The following is a 20,979-nucleotide window of genomic DNA, read 5'->3' as shown; positions in this document are numbered from 1 at the left end:
GGAAGGAGACATCCATGCCGTCCCTGCACGACGCCACCCGTGGCCGCCTCCTCTTCGGAGGCGACTACAACCCCGAGCAGTGGCCCGAAGAGGTGTGGGCCGACGACGTCCGGCTGATGAAGGAGGCCGGGGTCAACTCCGCGACCGTCGGTGTCTTCTCCTGGGCGAAGATCGAACCCCGCCCCGGCGTCCGGGAGTTCGACTGGCTGGACCGGCTGCTGGACCTCCTGCACGCAGGCGGCATCGGCGTCGTCCTCGCCACCCCGACCTCCTCGCCACCGCCGTGGATGGGGGCCCTGCACCCGGAGACACTGCCCCGCACCGAGGACGGCTCGGTCGTCAACTACGGCTCCCGGCAGCACTTCTGCCCCAGCTCACCGGTGTACCGGCGCTGTGCGGCAGCCCTCACGGAGGACCTCGCGGCACGGTACGCCGGTCATCCCGCGCTGACCATGTGGCACATCAACAACGAGTACTGCACGCACTGCTGGTGCGACGAGACCGGCGCGCACTTCCGACGCTGGCTGGCCTCCCGGTACACCACCCTGGAGGCGCTGAACGAGGCCTGGGGCACGGCGTTCTGGAGCCAGCGCTACGACACCTGGGCGGAGATCCTGCCGCCGCGCAAGGCGCAGTACACGCGGAATCCGGCCCAGGAACTGGACTTCAAACGCTTCACCTCCGACGCCCTGATGGAGTGCTACACCGCCGAACGGGACATCGTCGCCCGGCACACCCCGCACATCCCGGTGACGACCAACTTCATGCCGCTGTGGTCGGGCCAGGACGCCTGGGCCTGGGCGGAGCAGGAGGACATCGTCTCCGTCGACATCTACCCGGACCCGACGGACCCGCGCGCCGGACAGTACAACGCGATGCTGGCCGACATGACCCGCTCGCAGGCCCGAGGGCCGTGGATGGTGATGGAACAGGCGGCCGGGTCGGTGAACTGGCGTGGCGTCAACCGTCCCAAACCCGCCGGCCTCAACCGGCTCTGGTCGCTCCAGTCGGTGGCGAGAGGCGCGGACGCGCTCTGCTACTTCCAGTGGCGGCAGTCCCGGCAGGGGGCCGAGAAGTTCCACTCCGGGATGCTGAGCCACGCCGGTGAGAGTGGCCGCACCTTCGGGGAGGTCAAGCGCATCGGCGCCGAACTCGCGCTGATCGGCGCCGAGGTGACCGGCACCGAGGTACCGGCCGAGGTCGCCGTGCTGCACGACTGGGACGCGTGGTGGTCGAGCACCCAGGAGGGCCGGCCGTCCCGCCTCGTGTCGTACCCGGAGCTGTTGCGGGCCTGGCACCGGGGGCTGTGGGACAGCGGTGTCGGCATGGAGTTCGCCCGCCCCGAGGCGGATCTGAGCGCGTACCGGCTGGTGCTCGTGCCTCAGCTCCACCTCCTCGGTGACGCGGCGATCGACAACCTCGTCGCGTATGTGCGAGGGGGCGGCACCCTCGTGTGCGGGTTCTTCACCGGAGTCGCGGACGTCGACGACCGGATCAGGCCGGGTGGCATGGACGGCAGACTGCGTGAGCTGTTCGGTATCCGTACGGTGCACGAGTGGTGGCCGCTGGACGCGGGAGCGACGGTCGCGTGCGACGGTTTCCGGGGCACGCTGTGGTCGGAGGAGCTGGAACCCGACGGCAGCGCGGAGACGGTGGCCGCCTACCGGGAGGGCGAGCTGGACGGTCTTCCCGCGGTGCTCCGCAAGGGCGGCGCGTGGTACGTCTCGACGCTGCCCGAGCCCGGGTCGCTGCGGGACCTGCTCGCCCGGGCGGCTGCCGAGGCCGGCGTACGCCCCGTGCTGGAAGGACTGCCCTCCGGCGTCGAGGCGGTGCGGCGCGGCGAGCTGCTCTTCCTGCTGAACCACGGCCGGGCACCGGCCGTGGTGGAGCTGCCGGGCCGCCACCTCGACCTGCTCACGGGGGCCGAGGCCGACGGCGGGGTGGAGCTGGACCGCTACGGCGTCGCCGTGCTCAAAGACGTCCCGGCATGATCGACGGCACGTGGGAACCCCGTCCGGCCGCCCGCTGGGAAGACGCGTTCCTCAGCGGGAACGGCCGTCACGGGGCGATGGTCTACGGAGACCCGGCCGACGACCGGGTGATCGTCAACCACCACTTCCTGGTGCGGCCCAACGGCAGCGAGGACCTGCGTCCGCCGGAGCTCGCCGACCGGCTCCACCGCCTCCAGGACGCGCTCCTGTCCGGGGACACGACGGCCGCGGAGGACTTCGGCGCCGGCCGCCCGCTGGTGTGGGTGCAGCCCTTCCACCCGGCGTTCCGGACGTGCGTGCGCCGCGCACGGGGGCCGCACGAGGCGGGCGCCGGATACCGGCGCGAGGTCGACTTCACGTCGGGCGAGGTGACCGCGTCGTACGAGGCATGGAGGAGCAGCGTCTTCGTGTCACGGGCCGACGACGTGATCGTGCAGCACATCACGGACCTCGGACTGACCGCGGACATCGTCCTGGACCACGCGCTGCCCGGCGCCCCCGCGCGGCTGGCGGTCGGCCGCTGCGCGGTCCTGACCCCGGACGGTGCGCGCCTGGCTCTGCGGGTGGGCTATCCGGACAGCGGGCTGGGGTACACGGGCGTCACCGTGGCGCGGGTGGACGGCGGCCGTGTCTCCGTGGCCGGCGAGGGCATCCGGATCGAGGGGGCACGGAGCCTCACCCTGACGACCCGGGTCGTCAGGGGGGCCGACCACCCCGACCCCGGGAAGCTGTGGGCGGCTCTGCCTCGCGAGGACTACGCCACCCTTCTGGAGCGCCACCGGCCGCCGCACCGGACCGCGTACGGGCGTGCCTCCTTCACGCTGCGGGACGCGGCGCCGGAGCGGGAGCTGCCCGGCAGCGAGCTGCTGCGCAGACCGAAGTCCCCCGCGCTCCTGGAGCGGCTCTTCGCGGCGGGCCGCTACCACCTGCTGTCCTCCTCGGGGGCGCTGCCGCCCCGGCTGACCGGTCTGTGGACCGGCGACTGGGACACGGCCTGGTCCGGGGCCTTCACCACGAACGCCAACCTCAACCTCCAGGTCGCCTCCGCCGCGGCAGCCGCGCTCCCGGAGGTCACCGAGGCCCACGCGTCCCTCGTGCACGGGCAGTTGTCCGACTGGCAGGACAACGCCCGGGCGCTCTTCGGAGCGCGGGGCATCGTCGCGCCCTCCCACACGGACGGCGCGTCGGGCCACACACGACACTTCCAGCGCGCCTATCCGCTGCATCTGTGGACAGCGGGAGCCGACTGGCTGCTGCAGCCGCTGCTGGAACACGCCGAGGTCACGACGGGCACCCCGGACGCCGCTCTGACCGGCGCGCTCGTCGAAGCGGCGCTGTTCTACGAGGACTTCCTCAGCCGTGAGGACCCGGACGGGAACCTCGCGGTGGTGCCCTCGTACTCCCCCGAGAACCGGCCGGCCAACGCGAGCTGGGTGACGGTGAACGCGACGATGGACATCGCCGCGGCCCGCCACGCCCTGACGACGGCCGCCGGACACGCCCCCGGGCACCCGTCCGCCGGACGGTGGCGGTCACGCGCGGCCCGGCTCCCGGCGTACCGCGTGAACGAGGACGGGGCGCTCGCCGAGTGGGCGTGGCCGGGCCTGCGGGAGACGTACGACCACCGCCATCTGAGCCACCTCTATCCGGTGTGGCCGCTGGACGCGATCAACCCGTACGACACCCCGGAGCTGGCCGCGGCCGCACACCGCGCCCTGGAACTGCGCGGCTCGGAGAACGACTCCGCCCACGGACATCTGCACCACGCGCTGATCGCCGCCCGGCTGCGGGACCCCTCCCGGGTGTCGGCGGCACTGGACGCGGTACTGGGCGGAGACTTCTTCCACGACTCGTTGATGAGCGCGCACTACCCGTCCCGGAACGTCTACAACGCGGACGCGGCCCACAGCCTGCCCGCCGCCGTGATCGAGTCGCTCGTCCAGTCCGCGCCCGGCCGCCTGGTGCTGCTGCCGGCAGTCCCGGCGGCGTACGCGGCAGGCGAACTCCTCGGCGTAAGAACGCGGTTCGGCTCACACCTCGACCTGCGGTGGTCGCAGGACGGTGCCACCGCCGTGCTGCGCCCCACCCGTGACGCCCGGGTCGATCTGCGTACGGGTGACAGGCACGCACTCATCGGGACCTCCGCCGGAAACCCCCCGGCTCCGCTGGAGCTGACAGCCGGCGTGGACCGCGTCCTCACCCTGGGGCGGCGGTAGCACTCCTCCATCCCCGCAGGGAAGGAACACCCCGTGGCACATTCCACCCTGAGCAGGCTCCTGCCGGCCTCGACGGCAGCCGTGGCCGCGCTGATCGGCTTCTCGGCGGCTCCGGCCCACGCCGCGATCTGGACCTCGTCGGAGCGGTGGGGCAACTACACCACGTCCGACGACTACATCCTCTACAACAACATCTGGGGCTCCGGGGCGGGCAGCCAGTCCATCTGGGCCGACTCGTCGAGCAACTGGGGCGTGACGGCGAACCACCCGAACACCGGCGGCACCGTCGACATCCTGCCGATCCTGAAGTGGATCAAGGACACCAAGGGCTGGTGGGGCCGCCCGCCGGCCGCTTCGGCGGTCTGCCCGGCCCTGTCGTCACTCAGGCCGGAGCCGGTCCCGTGCTCGCTCGCACCGTGAGGACGGGCTCCAGCAGTTCCACCTCGTCGGTGCCCCGGCCGGCGAGCTTCGCGACCACCTGTTCCACTGCGCGGCGCCCCATCTCCTGTGCCGGGATGGCCACGGAGGTGAGCCGCACCGAGGCCTGCGTGGCCACCTGCTCGGGGCAGACGGCCACGACGGACACGTCCTCCGGCACCGCTCGTCCCTGCTGCTGGAGCAGGTTGAGCAGAGGCTCGACCGCGGCCTCGTTCTGCACGATGAAGCCGGTCGTTCCGGGCCGTTCGTCGAAGACGCGGCCCAGTGTGCCGGCCGTCGCCGCGTACCCGCCCTCGCAGGGACGGTGCAGGATCCTCATCCCGGTCTCCCGCGCCTTCGCCCGTACGCCGTCCACGGTCCGTTCCGCGAAGCCGGTGTGCCGCTCGTAGACGGCGGCCGCCTCGCCGATCACCGCCACCTCGCGGTGTCCGAGTGCGGCAAGATGCTCCACGCAGAGTGCACCGGTCGCCTCGAAGTCGAGGTCGACACAGGTCAGCCCACCGGTCTCGGCCGGCAGGCCGATCAGGACGGCGGTCCGGCCCGACTCACGGAGCAGCGGCAGCCGCTCGTCGTGCAGTTCGACGTCCATCAGGATCATCGCGTCCGCCAGAGAACTCCCCGCGATCCGCCGGACGGCCGCCGGCCCCTCCTCGCCGGTGAGCAGGAGGACGTCGTAGCCGTGCGTACGGGCACTGGTGGCGACGGCCATGGCGATCTCCATCATCACGGGCACGTACATGTCCGTGCGCAGGGGCACCATCAGCGCGATGATGTTGGACCTGCTGCTGGCGAGGGCACGGGCGCCGGCGTTGGGGTGGTAGCCCAGCTGCTGGATACTGTGCTCGACCCGTTTTCGGGTGGAGGCGGAGATCGACCGCTTGCCGCTGAGGACGTAGCTCACCGTGCTCGCGGACACTCCGGCGTGCTGGGCGACCTCGGCAAGCGTGACCATTCGGCTTCTCCCCTACAGATGGCGACCACAAGGGAGGGCAGGCGAAGCGCTTCGACAGCGCCTGACGGTGCTCCCCTTCGCACCCTGACATGCACAGACATCGTGAAGCCTAGACTCGCCCTCAATCACTGTCCAGAGAGGAGTCGAAGCGCTTCGATTCTGCTGAGCGAGACCGATGGCAACCACCGGACCCTGGCCTACGACCGGATCCACTTCAACGAGGACGGCACGATCCGTCCGGTCACCATGAGGGTCAAGGACAACTTCGACGACGGCAACGCGGTCGGCTGGCGCACGTACGGTGGCGCCGACTGGACTCCCGAGCGCGGAGCGTGCTCCGCCATGTCCTCCTCCCGTGGTCTCTCGCTGCAGGACACCGACTTCTCGGACCTGGTCTACGAGGCCGACGTGACCCTGCGGCACAGCCGGAGCACATCGGGCCTCGCCTTCCGTGTCTCGCGACCGGGCACCGGCACCGGCACCGAGGGCTTCCACGGCTACTACGCCGACCTGACCGTCAAGGGCCTGGTCCTCGGCAAGGCGACGGGCGACGAACGGACACCGCTGGCGACGGCCCGGCTGACGAGGGCGGTCGGCCAGACCCACCGGGTGAGGATCGAGGCCGGGGACGTCCCTCAAGGTCTACGTCGACGACATGGCCGTGCCGAAGACCAGCACGACGGATTCGGCCTTCGCTACCGGGGCCAACGGCTGGCGGCCCGACTCGGAGGGGAGCCGGTCCGCGTGCGGGGAGATCGACGCGCTGATCGACGGCGACGGCGACGGCGAGGTCGGTGCCGACCGGGCGTCTGCGCTCAGCGGTGCCATCTCGGACCTTCACCTGCCTCCGCCCGAGCCGGCACCGCATCACGTCGATCAGCCGCCTCAACCTCCTGGGTGATGTGCTCCGAGGCTTCGAGCTGATCAGCTGTAGACGCCGAACTCGTGCAGTGAGTAGCCCCAGCCCGTGCCGCGTGCGGTGAGCTGGAGCCGTACGTGGCGGGCCGTTTCGGCCAGCGCGATGGTGTCCACGTCACCGTTTCCGGTCGTCGTGGTGTGGACCGTACGCCAGGACGTGCCGTCGTCCGAGACCTGGACCTCGTACGACTTGGCGTACGCCGGGTCCCACACCAGCTGCAACGTGCGGACGGGCGTCCGTGCGCCGAGGTCGACCGCTATCCACTGCGGGTCGCTCCAGTCGCTGGCCCAGCGGGTGTCGAGCCGGCCGTCCGTGGCGCGTTCCGGCGGGCAGGGGCAGTCACCGTACGACGCCTGCGAGCTGGAAGCTGTGGTCGGCTTGCCGAGGGCCACGTTGGTGCCGGTCATCGGCGGCGCGACGACCTTGACCGACTTCGTCTCGATGCCCGCGTTGCCCTTCCCGTCCTCCGACTGGATGTAGACCTTCCACACGCCGAGCTTCTCGGGTGCGGTGACCGCGAACGTGCCGTTGCCCGTGGACCGGAACTGCGCCGGAACGAGTCGCTTGTCGCCGTTGGCGTAGTTGCCGCTGAGGAAGATCTTGTTCGTCACCGGGTCGTTCTCGGGGTCGCGGACGTCCGCCCGTACGGTGAACTCCCCTCCCGCCGGCGCATACCCGGCCGGTGTCACCGTCATGCCGCTGATGACCGGCGGCAGGTTGTCGCCGGCGTTGGAGCCCGTGAACGCCCTCTTCACCGAGTAGTACGACAGCCGCTTCAGGCCGTCGGGGACCAGGTTGAACCACACGCCGCCGAAGTCGTGTTCGAGGCCGTAGTGGAAGAGGGTCGCGCCCAGGGCCACGCCCTGATGTCCCGTGATGCAGTCCCAGGCCTTGGTGTAGCCGTCGCGCTTCTGTACGTCGGTGGGCTCGTCGGGTACGCCGTTGGCGTCGTCCGGCACCTCCCACTCACCCTCGGGGCCGGTCTCGGTGATGATGTAGGGCTTGGTGTAGCCGCCCTCCACCCAGTCCTGGTGGACGCCGCAGATGTCCCCGTAGGCGTTCATCGAGTACAGATCGAGGTCGGGGGCGTTGCGCTTGTAGTACGGCCAGGCGCCCGTCCATGCGTCGGTGGAGGTCACCGGATGGTCGGCGTCGATGGAGTGGATCCTCTTGGCGGCGTCGTTGACGAAGGTCGTGTACGCGTTGCGCTGGGCTTCCAGTTCGGTGCCGCTGTAGCAATTCTGGAGGCCGAGGACGGACTCGTTGCCGACGTTCCACATGAGGGTCGCGGGATGGTCCTTGTAGGTCTCGACCCACTTGGCGATCTCGGTGAGCATCGTCGACTTGTACGCGGTGTCGGTGACGTAGTTCACGCAGCCGCCGCTGCCGGGGCCACCGCCGGGCTGGAGCCAGAAACCGTTCATGACGCGCAGACCGTTCGCGGCGGCCGCGTCGAGGAGCGGCTTGGTGCTCGCGTCCGTGCCCCAGGTGCGGACGGTGTTGACGCCCATCGACTTCAGGTCGGGCATGTACCTCGGAGCGTCCGCCATGGACGGCCCCCAGGTCAGGCCTTTGACGGTGTAGGGCTGTCCTCCGACGGTGAGCTGCCACGCGCCCTGGCCCCCGGTGACCTTGACGGCGCCGCCGGCCGGGGGCGGGGTGTCACCCTGGGTGCCGTAGACCTGGAACTCCCAGAGGGAGTAGCCGTATCCGCCGGGGCGGGCGGTGCCGAGCATCCGGACATAGCGGCCGGAGCCGGTGAGGGCGAGGTCGTCGGTGCCCCCGTCGCCGTCGGTGACCTTCCTCAGAGTGGTCCAGTCGGTGCCGTTGTCGCTGGCCTGGATCTCGTATGCCTTGCCGTAGGCGCCCTCCCAGGTCAGCACGGCCCGGCTCAGGTCGGACCGCTTGCCCAGGTCGATCCGGATCCACTGCGGGTCGGACCACTGGCTGGACCAGCGGGTACCGGTGAGGTTCCCGTCGACGGCGTGAGCGGCGGAGAGACCGTCACCCTCCTGCGAGGAGGCGGTGGCGGGCTTGCCCTGGGAGATCAGGGGGTCGGCGGCGTGCGCCTCGGTGGGCGCGGCCATCACGGTGAGGGAGGAGGCGAGCAGGGCGGCGAGGGTCAGGGTGAGCGCGGGTCCGCGGAGGGAGGGCGGGGCGGGTGTGCGGTGGTGGGGCAAGGCAGGCATTGCGGCTCCTGAAGAGGGTGAGGGGGATGGAGAGGGTCAGGGGACGCGGACGGCCGCCGTCGGGGAGGACGGCGGCCGTCCGTGGGGAGAGAGCCAGGCAGGTGGAGCAGGGAGGTGTCCCGGGCCGGGGTCAGGCCCGGCCCGGGAGTCGTCCTCCGCAGGTCAGTGGTGCACCGCGTGGGACGGATCAGGGAAAGGAGACCACCATGGACGGCACGGTGGAGGTGCCGGCCGGGACCGTGGAGGCTCCGGTGTTGTTGATGACGTGGTTGTAATGGCCCATTCCGCCGAGCGACACCACCAGCAGGCTGTGGAACTTCACGCCCGGCTTCACCGGGGCCTTGAAGCCGTGGTCCTGGCGGATGGTCGGATCGACGTTGTAGTTGCAGTAACTGCCCATCCCCCAGCCCTCGTGGACGTCGACCGAGTCGTCGACCCGGTAGGCGGCATAGCCCTTCGTGTCACCGTTCTGGATGGCGGCCTGGTCGGGTGCGTCGTACGCCTTCTCGTTCTGGTAGAAGATCGTGCGGCCGCGCTCGCCGTACCACTCGACGTCGTACTTGTTGAAGTGCTCCACGAAGAGGCCGGTGGCCAGCACGTCATCGCCGTGGACCCGGACCCCGTAGTCGGCGCGGTTGGTCTCCCAGCCGACGCCTTCACCGTGGTCGGCGCGCCACACCCAGGTGTGGTCGATGATCACGTCGTCGCTGTGGACGGCGATGGAGGTGGTCGCCCTGCCCGCGCCCGCGCCGCCGATGCGGACGTAGACGTCCTGGATGGAGGTGGGGTTGGCGGAGTGGTCGGCGGAGGAGTTCTGCGGGCCGAGCTCCAGCAGGGTCGGGGAGTTGACCGTACCGGCGTCGATCAGGAAGCCGGCCAGCTTGACGCCGTCGACGTCGGCGACCTTCATCGCGGTCACACCGTTGTCCGGGATGATCGTCGCGAGGCCGAGGCCGAGGACGACCGTGTTCGCGCGGTTCACGTCGATGGTCTGGTCGACGTGGTAAATGCCGGGCGTGAAGAGGAGGTTGAGGCCCTGGGACAGCGCCTGGTTGATCGTGGCGGCGGTGGCGCCGGGCTTGACGATGTAGAACTTGTCCAGGCCGATCGACGTGCCCTGCGGGGTGCCGTTCCAGGAGACGCCGCGCGCGTTGGTGCGCTTGGCCGGGACGAAGACCTTGTACGTGTCGCCGTCGAGGTAGAGGAACGGCTTCTCGCGCGAGATCGGCGTGGTCGGGAGCGTGGTGTAGCGGGGCTCCGGGAACGAGGTGGCGGGTGCGCCCTCGACGCCCGAGAAGGTCTGGTTCCAGACGGAGTTGGACCAGCCGCCGATCGAGCTCTCGCGGGTGTACCACTGCTGCTGCGAGTAGTTGCCGACCTGGCCGTCGATCTTGGAGTCGGCGATGTAGCCGCCGCTGGCCCAACCGTAGCCGTTCGGGGCCAGGTTGAGGCCGCCCTTCACGTGCATGCGGCGGAAGGACGCGGCCTGCGAGACGGCCCAGCGGTTGGTGCCGCTGACCGGGTTGACGGCCAGGTTCTCGGCCGACCGCCAGAAGTTCTGCGTCGCGTTGCCGTTGAACCAGCCGGCGTCGACGGTCACGTCACCGTTGATGGTGGTGTCGTCGGGCTTGAGGCCGAGGCCGGAGATCGAGGTGTAGAAGCCGATCTCGGCGTTGAGGTTGTTGTAGGTGCCGGGCTTGAAGAGGAACTGGTGCCGCCCGTTGCCGAAGTGCGAGGCCTCCTGCTGGTCGAACACCTCGTCCAGCTTGGCCTGGATGTTGGGCGTCGAGGGGTCGAAGACGTGCACGTTCGGGCCGAGGTCGCCGCCGCCGGGCAGCTGCGGGCCGCCGGTGCCGCCGGACTCGCCGTACACCTTGAACTCCCAGAGGGAGAAGCCGTATCCGGTGCCGCGCGCGGTGCCGTACACCCGGACGTAGCGGGCCTCGCCGCTGATGTTCAGGGTGTCCCTGCCGCCGTCACCGGTGGTGGTCTGGTAGGCGGTCGACCAGGTGGAGCCGTTGGTCGAGAGTTCGACCCGGTAGCCCTTGCCGTACGCCGTCTCCCAGTCCAGGACGACCTGGCTGAGCTGCGTGGTCGCGCCGAGGTCGACGCGGATCCACTGCGGGTCGGAAGCGGCGCTGGACCAACGGGTGTTGGCGTTGCCGTCGACGGCCGCGGTGGCCGGCGTGCCGTAGTTCTCCTCGCTGGACGCGGTGACCGGCTTGCCCTGCGAGAGCAGGACGGGTGCGGCCTCGGCCTGCGTGGCGGGGACGAAGGCGAGAAGGGTAGCGGCCAGAGCGGTGGCCATCGCGGCGACGATGCCGCGGGTCACCGGTCTCGGCCTGGGGGTACGGCGGCCGGTGCCGTGGGACACCGGGGCCGTTGGGGATATGCCGACTGCGGGCATGCGGGTGCTCCTCGAAATCAATCTGCGACGGGAGAGCGCTCTCCCGGAACCTTGCCTGTCACGCCAGTCACGGTCAAGGACCCTGACCGCCCTTTTCTTTCATCTTTTATTAAGCCGCTACTTCTGTACGGGGGTGGCGTCGGCACCCGGCCGGGTGCCGACGCACGCACGGCGTCCCGGTCGCCCGACCGCACGGCCTCGTCCGCACCTGCGGAAACGCGGCGCGTCCGGCCCGGGGCTCCGGCGCCCCGGGCTGTCATCGGCCTTCGCCACCCACTTCCCCACCGGTACCGGGGAGTTGGGGTCAGACCGTCGTACCGCGGGACGGACTCGTGAAACAGCCCGGCAGCGTCCCGGAGAGGGCGGGAAGCGGCCGGGCTGTGGGGCAGAGCGGTCTGCCGGGTCTACGGCAGGCGGTGGTCGGTGGTCAGGGCGGCTCCGCGTTCGGGGCGGTAGAGGTCGAAGCCGCGGGTGTCGCACTGCAGGCCGCCGACGATGCAATGGTCGACCAGGGCTTTGAGAGTGCGCTCCTCCCACGCGTTGAAGAAGTCGTAGTGGAAGGAGTAGCCGCGGCCACTCGCCAGACGTACCTGGCTCATGTCGCCGTTGACCGGCCACGCCATCTTGAACTCGATCATCGGCAGGGCGACCGGGTGGGAGGGCGGGCACATGTTGTCGTTGGTTCCGGGCTTGACGACCGGGTAGGCCATGTGGGCCCGGTGATCGGGGGTGTCCAGGTACTTTCCGTCCCAGCAGCTGGGTGCCTGCATGCGCAGGTTCAGCTGCACGTCGGGCCTGCTGGGACAGTTCGCCGGGATGTCGGTGTTGAAGAAGCTCTCACCGCATTCCCACCCCTCGACGAAGCCCTTGTGGCTGCGGAACTCCTCGGCGCTCTGCATCGGATTGCCGACGACGAACCGCAGCCCCTTGGGGAAGGGCCGCACGCTCCGGTAGTCGGTGACGCCCGCTTTGTAGTAGATGACCTGCGGGCCGACGGGCAGAATCTTCTGATCGCCCTTGTAGAGCGAGGGCATCCAGTACGCGGAGGCGTCCACGGGCACCTTGCAGGAGGTGTCGCCTCCGTAGAGCGAGCCAGTGGTACTGGCCGCGTCCGTCGTGGTGTTGCCCATGAAGGTGTGGTCATGGGACCTGCCGAACTGACCCGGGTAGACGATCGGGTCGTCCGGGGCGGTGTGGGTGACGGAGCAGCCGGCCTGGAACTCGTGATGGTAGGCCGGGGGCGGGGTGGCCGTGGACGGGACGACGCCGGTGACCTGGGGAACGGCCGGGATGTAGCCGTCCCCGTCGGCGTCATCACCTGATGCCCGGGTGGACACCGCCGCGGTGTGACCGCTGTGGTCCGCTGCGGCCGCAGTGGTGGTGACGGGAGGGGCGCCGGCGTCCGTAGCGGAGGCGATGGTCCCGATACCGAGGACACTGGCTACGAGTGCTGTTCCGACGAGAAGTACGGGAAGCCTTCTCGGACTCGATCTCATGAGGATCTCCTGCACGCGGGGTGAGGCGTGCGCGTGTACGCGGACACGCACGCGACTTCGGTGGACAGATCTCTGCGTGGTGCGTGGTGGCGCGGGCGGCGGAGCCGACTGGGGCCCCACCGCCTGGTTCGAGGGTGGTCGACTCCGTCAGAGGCACGCCAAAGTTGGGCACAGCGACCATCCGCTGGAGCGAGAGAACTCGGGAGAGCGCTCTCCCGTACCATGGCGTTCGTCTTGGTCGTAGTCAATACGTCGAGCGCCCCTCTCCAATTGCCTTGCTTTCACCGGCGGTTCGGGCACACCGCCCATGGCGGACGCCGCATCATCCACACCGGAGGCACCCGGGCCTCGCGTCTCCAGCCGTCGGTCAAGCCCGCGCGACCCGGAGCGCCCGCCCAGCGCGGCGTGCCCGTCCGTGCTGGGCGGGGTGGTGTTCAGCACGTACCTGACGAGACCTCAAAGCGGCCATGCCTTCCTGGGCACCCGTCGACGAAGGGGCGCGGCGTCGGCACCGTGGAGGCCCTCGCGACGCCTGGCGCCACGCGTTCACGTATGTGCGACGCCGCGACGGTCGGGGCGGGAGGAATTCGTGCACTGCCAGAACCACCGCGTGATCGGCACCGTCGGTCTCCCGCAAGCGTGTAGCGACGCGTTGAGAGCGGGAGCGCGCCAGGGCGCGCCCGCGAACCATGCATCGTCGCTGTGCGGCGAAAACCCCAGCTCTCCGAGCCCGCTGGCACGCGTCACCGGCCGACGTCTCCGGGCTGCGGGACCACATCACCGCCGTGGAGGCCGCGGTCGCCGTCTCGGCCGCTCGCCCCGGCCCTGCCCGGAGCCGCGCCTCTCACCTTGGTGCGGCCGGACATCACTCCTACAGTGAGACAGCGACAGAGGCAGCGTTACCCGAGGAACGACAGCCGGACCTGACGGTTGGCATTGTCCTTGTTGGTGTCCACCAAACTCCGTTAAGGCAACCCTGAGGATAGCCCCGCCTATCGACTTCGGCGATGGAATCCCTTGGCGGCGCGCGCAGGGGTCGGGTGGGATCGTTGCCCTCGCCAGCCCTCTCACCTCCGCTGAGGAGCGCATCGCCGGGCGAGGACAGACCCGGAACGTGCGCCGCGACCGCGCCCTGCCTCTGGCTGCCACTCATCACGAAGCCGACGAACGGCGGCCACAGCACGCACCGTGTTTTCAGTAAACGCGGGCACTTGATCGAGGACATGGCCCGACACTGAGGGCTGTCCCATAAGTGATCTTGCTCTGGGGTGACCTCGCCGGTGCCAGGTCCGAGCAAAGCTTGCGCGCCGTTCCGGACAGACACTTTGCCGGGTTGAGCTCGGGCGCCTTCGGCAACGGCAGCTCTGTCCGGTAACCACACCTCGTCGGCGAGGTCTGCCATGCCTCCCGCATCCGGGTTGCGGCCTCCTCCAACCGCGAGGCGCCGGCGAGCAGGCGCAGCGTCGCCGCTCTCAACCGGTCGATGCCGGCCGGTTGCCGTCTCCAGCTCAGTCCTGCTCGGGGCGGTGAAGGAAACCGGGCACCGAGCGAAGGGAAGCGCGGGCCGGAAAGAGCGTCAGCCGTCCACCGAGGTCGATCAGGGTCTCCTTTCGCGCCGGCCCATCCGCAGCACGGAACCAACGGCCCGTGACCGGTCTCGCCAGTCGCCCGCCATGGCGCAGCCTCGAGAGTGGCGAGCCCCCGTCCCGGCTCGGCATACCCGTCGCGGAGACCATGTCGGGGAGACCGGGGAAGTTCTCGACCTCGGTGGTGGTCGTGAGGGAGCCACCGATGACGATGCCGCTAACCGAAAGCAGGGGCCCGCCGCTGGGCTCGGGCGGCGTAGAGCGCGGCGGAGTATCCGGCGGGGCCGGAGCCGATGATGACGACGTCGCGTATCCCACTCACGCCGTCACCTCCGGCTTCGCCGGGGCGATCTCGGCGATCAGGCCCTCGACCAGGGTCTTGATCTCGTCGCGGATCGGGCGGACGGCCTCGACGCCTTGGCCGGCCGGGTCCTCCAGCTTCCAGTCGAGGTAGCGCTTGCCGGGGAAGACGGGGCAGGTGTCGCCGCAGCCCATGGTGATGCAGACGTCCGACTCGCGGACCGCGTCGACGGTGAGGATCTTCGGCGTCTCGGCGGAGATGTCGATGCCGACCTCGGCCATGGCCTCGACGGCGGCCGGGTTGACCCGGTCGCCGGGGTTGGAGCCTGCGGAGCGGACCTCGACGCGGTCGCCGGCCAGGTGGGTCAGCCACGCGGCGGCCATCTGGGAGCGGCCGGCGTTGTGGACGCAGACGAACAGGACGGACGGCTTGTCGGCCATGGTGATCGCTCTCTCTCGTCGCATGGCGGAACCCAGCCGCCAATGACTTCAGCCCCTGCTGGTATCAGCAGATAGTGATGTGAGAGTATCAGCGCATGCTGACTTCAGTCGATCCTGATGTGATCCGGGTGCTGGGCGATCCGCTCCGCCTGAAGATCGTGACCCTGCTCGCGCGCGAAACGCTCTGCACGACGCACCTGGTCGAGGAGACCGGAGCCAAGCAGACCAATCTGTCCAACCACATGAAGGTGCTGCGCGAGGCCGGGATCGTGGAGACCGAGCCGTGCGGCCGCTTCACCTACTACAAGCTCAAGCCCGAGGTCTTGGCCGGCCTGTCCGAGCAGTTCGCCGAGCTCGCTGCCTCGGCCCGCACCGCCGCCGAGAACAAGAGGGCCTGCCCGTGACCGCCACCGAGCCCACCACCGCCTCCGCTCCGAAGGGCGGTGGGGGCGGCGACTCGATCGTAAGGAAGCTTTCAACCCTCGACCGCTGCCTCGCGGTGTGGATTCTGCTCGCCATGGCCGTCGGTCTGGGCCTGGGCCGCCTGATCCCGGGGATGAACGACGCGCTCGCGAAGATCGAGATCGGCGGGATCTCCCTGCCGATCTCCCTCGGCCTGCTCGCGATGATGTACCCGGTCCTGGCGAAGGTCCGCTACGACCGGCTCGACCGCGTGACCAGCGACCGCAAGCTCCTGGTCTCCTCGCTGGTCATCAACTGGATCGTCGGCCCGGCGGTGATGTTCGCCCTGGCGTGGATCTTCCTGCCGGATCTGCCCGAGTACCGCACCGGTCTGATCATCGTCGGTCTCGCCCGGTGCATCGCCATGGTCATCATCTGGAACGACCTCGCCTGCGGCGACCGTGAGGCCGCCGCCGTCCTGGTCGCCCTGAACTCCGTCTTCCAGGTGATCGCGTTCGGCCTGCTCGGCTGGTTCTACCTCGACCTGCTGCCCCGGTGGATGAACCTCGGCGACGGCCAGGGCCTGGACGTGTCCGTCTGGCACATCGCACTGAACGTGATCATCTTCCTCGGCATCCCGCTGCTGGCCGGCTTCCTGACCCGCCGCATCGGCGAGCAGAAGATGGGCCGCGAGGACTACGAGGCGAAGTTCCTGCCGATGATCGGCCCGTGGGCCCTGTACGGGCTGCTGTTCACGATCGTCATCCTCTTCGCCCTCCAGGGCAAGACCATCACCTCGCAGCCGCTGGACGTGGCCCGGATCGCGCTGCCGCTGCTGGTGTACTTCGCGGTCATGTTCTTCGGCACGTTCCTCCTCGGCAAGGGCCTGGGCCTGGCCTACGACCGCACCACGACCCTGGCGTTCACCGCGGCGGGCAACAACTTCGAGCTGGCCATCGCGGTCGCCATCGCCACCTTCGGCGTCACCTCCGGCCAGGCCCTGTCCGGCGTCGTCGGACCGCTCATCGAAGTCCCGGTCCTGATCGGCCTGGTCTACGTCGCGCTCGCCTGGCGACGGAAGTTCTCCCCGGGCACGGTGACGACCGCCCCGTGACCCAGCACACGGACGTGGTGGTGGTCGGCGGCGGCCAGGCAGGGCTTGCCGCCGGCTACCACCTGCGCTGACGCGGCCTCGACTACCTCGCCGACTACGAGAAGCGCTACGCACCTGACCATCCTGCACGGCGCCCGCGCGGGCGCCGTGCGCCGCGACGCTCCGGGTCAAGGCCGACGCGGGCACCTGGCGAGCCCGTGCGGTCATCAGCGCCACGAGCAACTGGACGCGCCCTTCCTTCCCGACGTCCTAATAATCCAGTGCGGTTTCGTGAATCGACCAGCTGGCCGCGGGGGGCGAGCGGTCGTCAGCAGTCGCCGCGTCGGGCCGGGTCGGATGTCGTGAGGCCGCGGCGGCCCTGAGGATGACGGTGGTCGGCGTTCCGGCTCACACCCAGGACGAGTTGCAGTGAATAGTCCATTCCGGTGGTTCAGCGCTCCGGGGAAAATGTAGCGTCGCGATCACGGAATCGCTGATGGCTACGACCGCTGACCAGGCACCGGCGAACCCTGCCGCCACCGATGACATGCTGGCCACTCAGCCGATCGGATACTGGAGCGGCTCGGCTCAGGGACCGGACCGGCCCGGCGTCAGCCACACTCATCGGCGTCGGTCGCCCTGCCCGCGATGCCGCACATAAGACCTTACAGTCGAGCTGACGCTCAAGTGATGGCCGGGCTGCGGCGCTCGACAAGGACGACATCGCGCCAGACGCCGTGATGGCGCCCGATCCGCTCCCGCGTGCCGATGACCCGGAAGCCGGCCCGCTCATGCACGGCGAGGCTGGCGGCGTTCTCGGGGAAGATCCCGGACTGGACGGTCCAGATACCGGCCCGCTCGGTCGATTCGATCAGCGCCCTGAGCAGGGTGGAAGCGATCCCGCGACCGCGAGCCGCCGGATGGACGTAGACGGAGTGCTCGACCACCCCCGCGTACGAGCAGCGGTCGGAAACCCGGCTCGCCGCAACCCACCCCAGCACCTTCCCGTTCCCCTCGACGGCGGCGAAGCGGTGCTCGGGCAGCTTCGCCGCGTCGAACGCTTCCCACGCCGGGGCGGTGGTCTCGAAGGTGGCGTTCCCTTCGTCGACACCCGCCTGGTAGATCGCCAGCACCTGCTCGGCGTGCTCCGCCGCCAGTGGCACGGCCACGGCACTCAGTACCCCGCTCATTGCGCCCGCCCCCTTTCCGTACGACTGTCAGGCCGCGGCCGGCATGGCCAGCAACTGGCCCATCGCCGCGAGCACCGATGGCTCGACCCGGTAGTACACCCAGGTGCCGCGCCGCTCGGAGGTGAGCAGACCGGCCTCCTTGAGCTTCTTCAGGTGGTGGGAGACGGTGGGCTGGGAGACGCCGACGTCGGAGATGTCGCACACGCACGCCTCCCCGCCCTCGTGCGAGGCGACGGCGGAGAAGAGCCGCAGCCGCACCGGGTCACCGAGCGCCTTGAACATCCGCGCAGCGGTTTCGGCCTCCGTGGCACTCATGGGGCGCTCGGTCAGCGGCGGGCAGCACGGCACCACACCCTGGCCACCCGTGGGGTCGAGGAGCGGCAGCTCCTGCACATTCGACATAAGCCTATGTTGACACACGTCGAACCAGCCTGGGGAGGGTCGCCATCGGCACACGAGCCGGGCGGCCACGCGCCGGGCGATCTGCTCCGCCTCCCGGCCGACACCGTGCAGCGACGCAGATGCCGGCGTCCAGACGGTCGGCACAGCCGGTGAGGTAGGCGACGGCCTCGTCGCGATGCGGGCAGCGGTCCCGGTCGGCGCCGGGACCGGCATAGAGGGCAGGGAGTTGCACCGGGCCGGCGAGAACAGCGTGAGGCTGTCGTAGGAGCGCCGCCCCGATCCGGCCGCACGGTCGGACGCCTCCACCACCATCGGCCGCAGCCCGCGACCCAGCAGCGCGCGGGCGGTGGCGAGTCCGGACTGGCCGCCACCGATGACGGCGCGTTGATGTGCTCCGTGAACCATCCGACGAATTCGATAGATGTCTATGTTGACACCCATCAATACAGGTGCGACGCTGGGCCGCGCAAGCCATCGACAGATGTCGAACCACGCAAGGAGCCACCGTGAACGTGCCCGCCACCCCCGAGCTGCCCGTCGCCGTGATCGGAGCAGGCCCCTCCGGCCTGGCCGCCGCCGCCCACCTGCTCGACCAGGGCATCGAACCCCTCGTTCTGGAAGCCGGCCGGCAGGCCGGCGCCGCAGTGCGCGAGTGGGCTCACGTGCGACTGTTCTCCACCTGGGGCGAGGTCATCGACCCGGTTGCCGAGAAGCTCCTCGCTTCCACCGGCTGGACCCGCCCCGACCCTGACACCTATCCCTCCGGCGGCGACTGGGCCGAGCAGTACCTCCAGCCGCTCGCCGACACCCTCGGCCACCGGGTCCGCCTCGGCACCACGGTCACCGGCGTCTCGCGTACCGGCCGCGACCGCATCGTCGACGCCGACCGCGAGCAGCAGCCCTTCGTCGTGCACCTCACCCACGCCGACGGCCGCGAGGAACGCATCTTCGCCCACTCGGTCATCGACGCCTCCGGCACATGGGCCACACCCAGCCCGGCCGGCGGCAGCGGCCTGGCCGCCCTCGGGGAACACGCGGCCAGCGACCGGATCACCTACCGCGTCCCGAACCTCAAGAACCCCGCCACCCGCGCCCGCTACGCAGGCAGGCGCACCGCCGTGATCGGATCCGGCGCCTCCGCGTTCACCGCCCTCGCCTACCTCGCCGACCTCGCCAAGTCCAAGGACGGCACAGGCACCAAGGGCGTCTGGATCCTGCGCCGGGGCATCTCCGGCTCCACCTTCGGCGGCGGCGAAGCCGACCAGCTCCCCGCCCGCGGCGCCCTGGGCCTCGCAGCGAAGGCCGCAGTCGACGAGGGCCACGCCGACGCCGTGACCGGCTTCCGCACCGAACGGTCGAACGCGACACCGACGGCCGCCTGACCCTCGTCGGCGAGGACGGCCGCCGCCTGGACTCCGTCGACGAGCTGATCGTGCTGACCGGCTTCCGCCCCGACCTGTCCTTCCTTAACGAACTGCGCCTGGACCTCGACGAGCGCCTCCAGGCCCCGGCCGAGCTCGCGCCACTGATCGACCCCAACCAGCACTCCTGCGGCACCGTCTACCCCCACGGCCACCGCGAGCTCTCCCACCCCGAACCCGGCGTATACCTGGTCGGTATGAAGTCCTACGGCCGCGCCCCGACGTTCCTCGCGATGACCGGCTACGAGCAGGTCCGCTCGGTAGCCGCCGCGATCGCCGGCGACCTCGCCTCCGCCGACCGCGTCGAACTCACCCTCCCCGAGACCGGAGTCTGCGGCGGAGCCGGCCTTTTCGACACCTCCGACACCAGGGAAACGGACAGCGAAGGCTGCTGCGCGACCACCCCGCCTCTCGCCCAGCTCGGCACCCCCGCCACGGTCGGCGCAACTGCCGAAGAGGCTCCAGCAGGCGGCTGCTGCAGCTCGTGACCAACCGGGGCGCTCCGACGAGCTGGTCCAACTGCTGACCGAAGAAGGCCCAGGCGCGACCCGCTCGACACCAGCACCCCGGCCCACAGGCGGGGCAAGCCGCGTGCTGTTCAGGTCGATCGCCTATCGTGCCCGCGCACCGCCGAACTGCCCGCGGTGCGCATTCGGCAAGGAGAGAACGCCGTGAGCAGCATGCCTCCGCCCGCAGTCGGGCTCCCGGACGAACTCCGGCGGCGCCTTGGCGTGCCGGACGCGGTGATGATCGGGCTGGGGTCGATGATCGGCGCCGGCATCTTCGCCTCGCTGGCCCCGGCCGCCCGTGCCGCCGGCTCCGGCCTGCTGCTCGGCCTCGCCCTGGCCGCCGTCGTGGCGTACTGCAACGCCACCTCCTCCGCCCGGCTCGCCGCCCTCTACCCGGCCTCGGGCGGCACCTACGCCTACGGGCGCGAACGGCTCGGCCCCTTCTGGGGCTACCTGGCCGGGTGGGCGTTCGTCGTGGGCAAGACCGCCTCCTGCGCGGCGATGGCGTTGACCGTCGGCTCCTACGTCTGGCCGGGCCAGGCGCACGCGATCGCGGTGGCCGCCGTGGTGGCCCTGACCGCCGTCAACTACGCGGGCATCCAGAAGTCCGTCCTGCTCACGCGCGGCATCGTGGCGGTCGTCCTGGCGGTGCTCGCCGCCGTCGCGACCGCCTCCCTGACGTCCGACGGGGTGGACGCGGCCCGCCTGGGGATCGGTGCGGACGCCACGGCCACCGGTGTGCTGCAGGCGGCCGGGCTGCTGTTCTTCGCGTTCGCCGGTTACGCCCGCATCGCGACCCTCGGCGAGGAGGCCCGCGACCCGGCCCGCACCATTCCTCGCGCCATCCCGATCGCCCTCGGCATCACCCTCGTCGTCTACGCCCTCGTCGCCGTCTCCGTCCTCCTCGTCCTCGGGCCCGGCGGGCTCGCCTCCGCCACCGCCCCACTCACGGACGCCGCCCGGGCGGCCGACGCCGGCTGGCTCGTCCCCGTCGTACGCGTCGGCGCGGCCGTCGCCGCCCTCGGCT

The 20,979-nt window shown here is 70.4% G+C and carries 14 protein-coding genes and 4 pseudogenes; 9 read left to right on the top strand and 9 right to left on the bottom strand.

Features of this window, described 5'->3' with window-relative positions; genetic code table 11:
- Positions 1 to 14: 14 nt before the first annotated feature.
- From IE145_RS30675 to IE145_RS34115, 3 genes and pseudogenes are all read left to right on the top strand, one after another.
- The gene (locus IE145_RS30675; RefSeq protein ID WP_189528691.1) at positions 15 to 1,991 is read left to right on the top strand and encodes a beta-galactosidase; all 1,977 of its coding nucleotides are present in this window, start codon (positions 15 to 17) and stop codon (positions 1,989 to 1,991) included.
- Positions 1,988 to 4,207, top strand: a complete 2,220-nt coding sequence (locus IE145_RS30670) for a glycosyl hydrolase family 95 catalytic domain-containing protein (protein ID WP_189528690.1) — start codon at positions 1,988 to 1,990, stop codon at positions 4,205 to 4,207. The genes IE145_RS30675 and IE145_RS30670 overlap by 4 nt, the downstream gene beginning before the upstream one ends.
- A 33-nt stretch (positions 4,208 to 4,240) precedes the next feature.
- Positions 4,241 to 4,489, top strand: a pseudogene (locus IE145_RS34115) (hypothetical protein); the annotation flags it as partial.
- Positions 4,490 to 4,589: 100 nt separating this feature from the next.
- Here IE145_RS34115 and IE145_RS30660 read toward each other — a convergent pair.
- The 7 genes from IE145_RS30660 to IE145_RS30630 form a co-directional block, all read right to left on the bottom strand.
- Positions 4,590 to 5,597, bottom strand: a complete 1,008-nt coding sequence (locus IE145_RS30660; RefSeq protein WP_189528689.1) for a LacI family DNA-binding transcriptional regulator — start codon at positions 5,595 to 5,597, stop codon at positions 4,590 to 4,592.
- A 642-nt stretch (positions 5,598 to 6,239) separates the two neighbouring features.
- Positions 6,240 to 6,425, bottom strand: a complete 186-nt coding sequence (locus IE145_RS30655) for a hypothetical protein (RefSeq protein ID WP_189528688.1) — start codon at positions 6,423 to 6,425, stop codon at positions 6,240 to 6,242.
- 96 nt (positions 6,426 to 6,521) lie between these two features.
- Positions 6,522 to 8,705: a discoidin domain-containing protein gene (locus IE145_RS30650; protein ID WP_189528687.1), complete on the bottom strand. Its 2,184-nt coding sequence runs from the start codon at positions 8,703 to 8,705 to the stop codon at positions 6,522 to 6,524.
- Positions 8,706 to 8,892: 187 nt separating this feature from the next.
- Positions 8,893 to 11,112 carry a pectate lyase-like domain-containing protein gene (locus IE145_RS30645; RefSeq protein ID WP_189528686.1) on the bottom strand — a complete coding sequence of 740 codons (2,220 nt, stop codon included), beginning with the start codon at positions 11,110 to 11,112 and terminating at the stop codon, positions 8,893 to 8,895.
- A gap of 404 nt (positions 11,113 to 11,516) precedes the next feature.
- On the bottom strand, positions 11,517 to 12,608 hold the full coding sequence (locus IE145_RS30640; protein WP_189528685.1) for a DUF1996 domain-containing protein: 1,092 nt from the start codon (positions 12,606 to 12,608) through the stop codon (positions 11,517 to 11,519).
- 1,803 nt (positions 12,609 to 14,411) lie between these two features.
- The gene (locus IE145_RS33610) at positions 14,412 to 14,516 is read right to left on the bottom strand and encodes an FAD-dependent oxidoreductase (protein ID WP_225976754.1); all 105 of its coding nucleotides are present in this window, start codon (positions 14,514 to 14,516) and stop codon (positions 14,412 to 14,414) included.
- Positions 14,513 to 14,935 carry an arsenate reductase ArsC gene (locus IE145_RS30630; protein WP_189528714.1) on the bottom strand — a complete coding sequence of 141 codons (423 nt, stop codon included), beginning with the start codon at positions 14,933 to 14,935 and terminating at the stop codon, positions 14,513 to 14,515. Before IE145_RS30630 ends, IE145_RS33610 begins: the two co-directional genes overlap by 4 nt.
- Positions 14,936 to 15,030: 95 nt before the next feature.
- On the opposite strand from IE145_RS30630, the gene IE145_RS30625 reads away from it, so the two are divergent.
- The 4 genes and pseudogenes from IE145_RS30625 to IE145_RS33600 form a co-directional block, all read left to right on the top strand.
- Positions 15,031 to 15,339, top strand: a complete 309-nt coding sequence (locus IE145_RS30625; RefSeq protein WP_030329993.1) for an ArsR/SmtB family transcription factor — start codon at positions 15,031 to 15,033, stop codon at positions 15,337 to 15,339.
- Positions 15,336 to 16,451, top strand: a complete 1,116-nt coding sequence (arsB, locus tag IE145_RS30620; RefSeq protein WP_189528684.1) for an ACR3 family arsenite efflux transporter — start codon at positions 15,336 to 15,338, stop codon at positions 16,449 to 16,451. Before IE145_RS30625 ends, arsB begins: the two co-directional genes overlap by 4 nt.
- A pseudogene (locus IE145_RS33605) lies at positions 16,448 to 16,695 on the top strand (FAD-binding protein); the annotation flags it as partial. The gene arsB and the pseudogene IE145_RS33605, both read left to right, overlap by 4 nt.
- Before the next feature lie 231 nt (positions 16,696 to 16,926).
- Positions 16,927 to 17,019, top strand: a pseudogene (locus IE145_RS33600) (MarR family transcriptional regulator); the annotation flags it as partial.
- A 94-nt stretch (positions 17,020 to 17,113) separates the two neighbouring features.
- Here IE145_RS33600 and IE145_RS30615 read toward each other — a convergent pair.
- The gene (locus IE145_RS30615; RefSeq protein WP_189528683.1) at positions 17,114 to 17,620 is read right to left on the bottom strand and encodes a GNAT family N-acetyltransferase; all 507 of its coding nucleotides are present in this window, start codon (positions 17,618 to 17,620) and stop codon (positions 17,114 to 17,116) included.
- Between the two features lie 27 nt (positions 17,621 to 17,647).
- Positions 17,648 to 18,022, bottom strand: a complete 375-nt coding sequence (locus tag IE145_RS30610) for an ArsR/SmtB family transcription factor (RefSeq protein ID WP_029181934.1) — start codon at positions 18,020 to 18,022, stop codon at positions 17,648 to 17,650.
- 506 nt (positions 18,023 to 18,528) lie between these two features.
- On the opposite strand from IE145_RS30610, the pseudogene IE145_RS30605 reads away from it, so the two are divergent.
- Positions 18,529 to 19,931: pseudogene (locus tag IE145_RS30605) on the top strand (NAD(P)-binding domain-containing protein).
- Between the two features lie 192 nt (positions 19,932 to 20,123).
- Positions 20,124 to 20,979: APC family permease (locus IE145_RS30600; RefSeq protein WP_189528713.1), on the top strand; the 856-nt coding region annotated here is incomplete at its 3' end.

The sequence above is a fragment of the Streptomyces sindenensis genome, from assembly GCF_014649035.1.
Lineage (GTDB): Bacteria > Actinomycetota > Actinomycetes > Streptomycetales > Streptomycetaceae > Streptomyces > Streptomyces sindenensis.
Note: the sequence above shows the minus strand (reverse complement) of the source record. Positions and strands in the feature narration are given on the sequence as shown.

Excerpts from the sequence above, each read along its gene's own strand:
- IE145_RS30650 (WP_189528687.1), bottom strand. The coding sequence starts at position 8,705 with ATGCCTGCCTTGCCCCACCACCGCACACCCGCCCCGCCCTCCCTCCGC.
- IE145_RS30625 (WP_030329993.1), top strand. The coding sequence starts at position 15,031 with ATGCTGACTTCAGTCGATCCTGATGTGATCCGGGTGCTGGGCGATCCG.
- IE145_RS30615 (WP_189528683.1), bottom strand. The coding sequence starts at position 17,620 with ATGAGCGGGGTACTGAGTGCCGTGGCCGTGCCACTGGCGGCGGAGCAC.
- IE145_RS30610 (WP_029181934.1), bottom strand. The coding sequence starts at position 18,022 with ATGTCGAATGTGCAGGAGCTGCCGCTCCTCGACCCCACGGGTGGCCAG.
- IE145_RS30630 (WP_189528714.1), bottom strand. The coding sequence starts at position 14,935 with ATGGCCGACAAGCCGTCCGTCCTGTTCGTCTGCGTCCACAACGCCGGC.
- IE145_RS30660 (WP_189528689.1), bottom strand. The coding sequence starts at position 5,597 with ATGGTCACGCTTGCCGAGGTCGCCCAGCACGCCGGAGTGTCCGCGAGC.
- IE145_RS30655 (WP_189528688.1), bottom strand. The coding sequence starts at position 6,425 with ATGGCACCGCTGAGCGCAGACGCCCGGTCGGCACCGACCTCGCCGTCG.
- IE145_RS30640 (WP_189528685.1), bottom strand. The coding sequence starts at position 12,608 with ATGAGATCGAGTCCGAGAAGGCTTCCCGTACTTCTCGTCGGAACAGCA.
- IE145_RS30670 (WP_189528690.1), top strand. The coding sequence starts at position 1,988 with ATGATCGACGGCACGTGGGAACCCCGTCCGGCCGCCCGCTGGGAAGAC.
- IE145_RS30645 (WP_189528686.1), bottom strand. The coding sequence starts at position 11,112 with ATGCCCGCAGTCGGCATATCCCCAACGGCCCCGGTGTCCCACGGCACC.
- IE145_RS30675 (WP_189528691.1), top strand. The coding sequence starts at position 15 with ATGCCGTCCCTGCACGACGCCACCCGTGGCCGCCTCCTCTTCGGAGGC.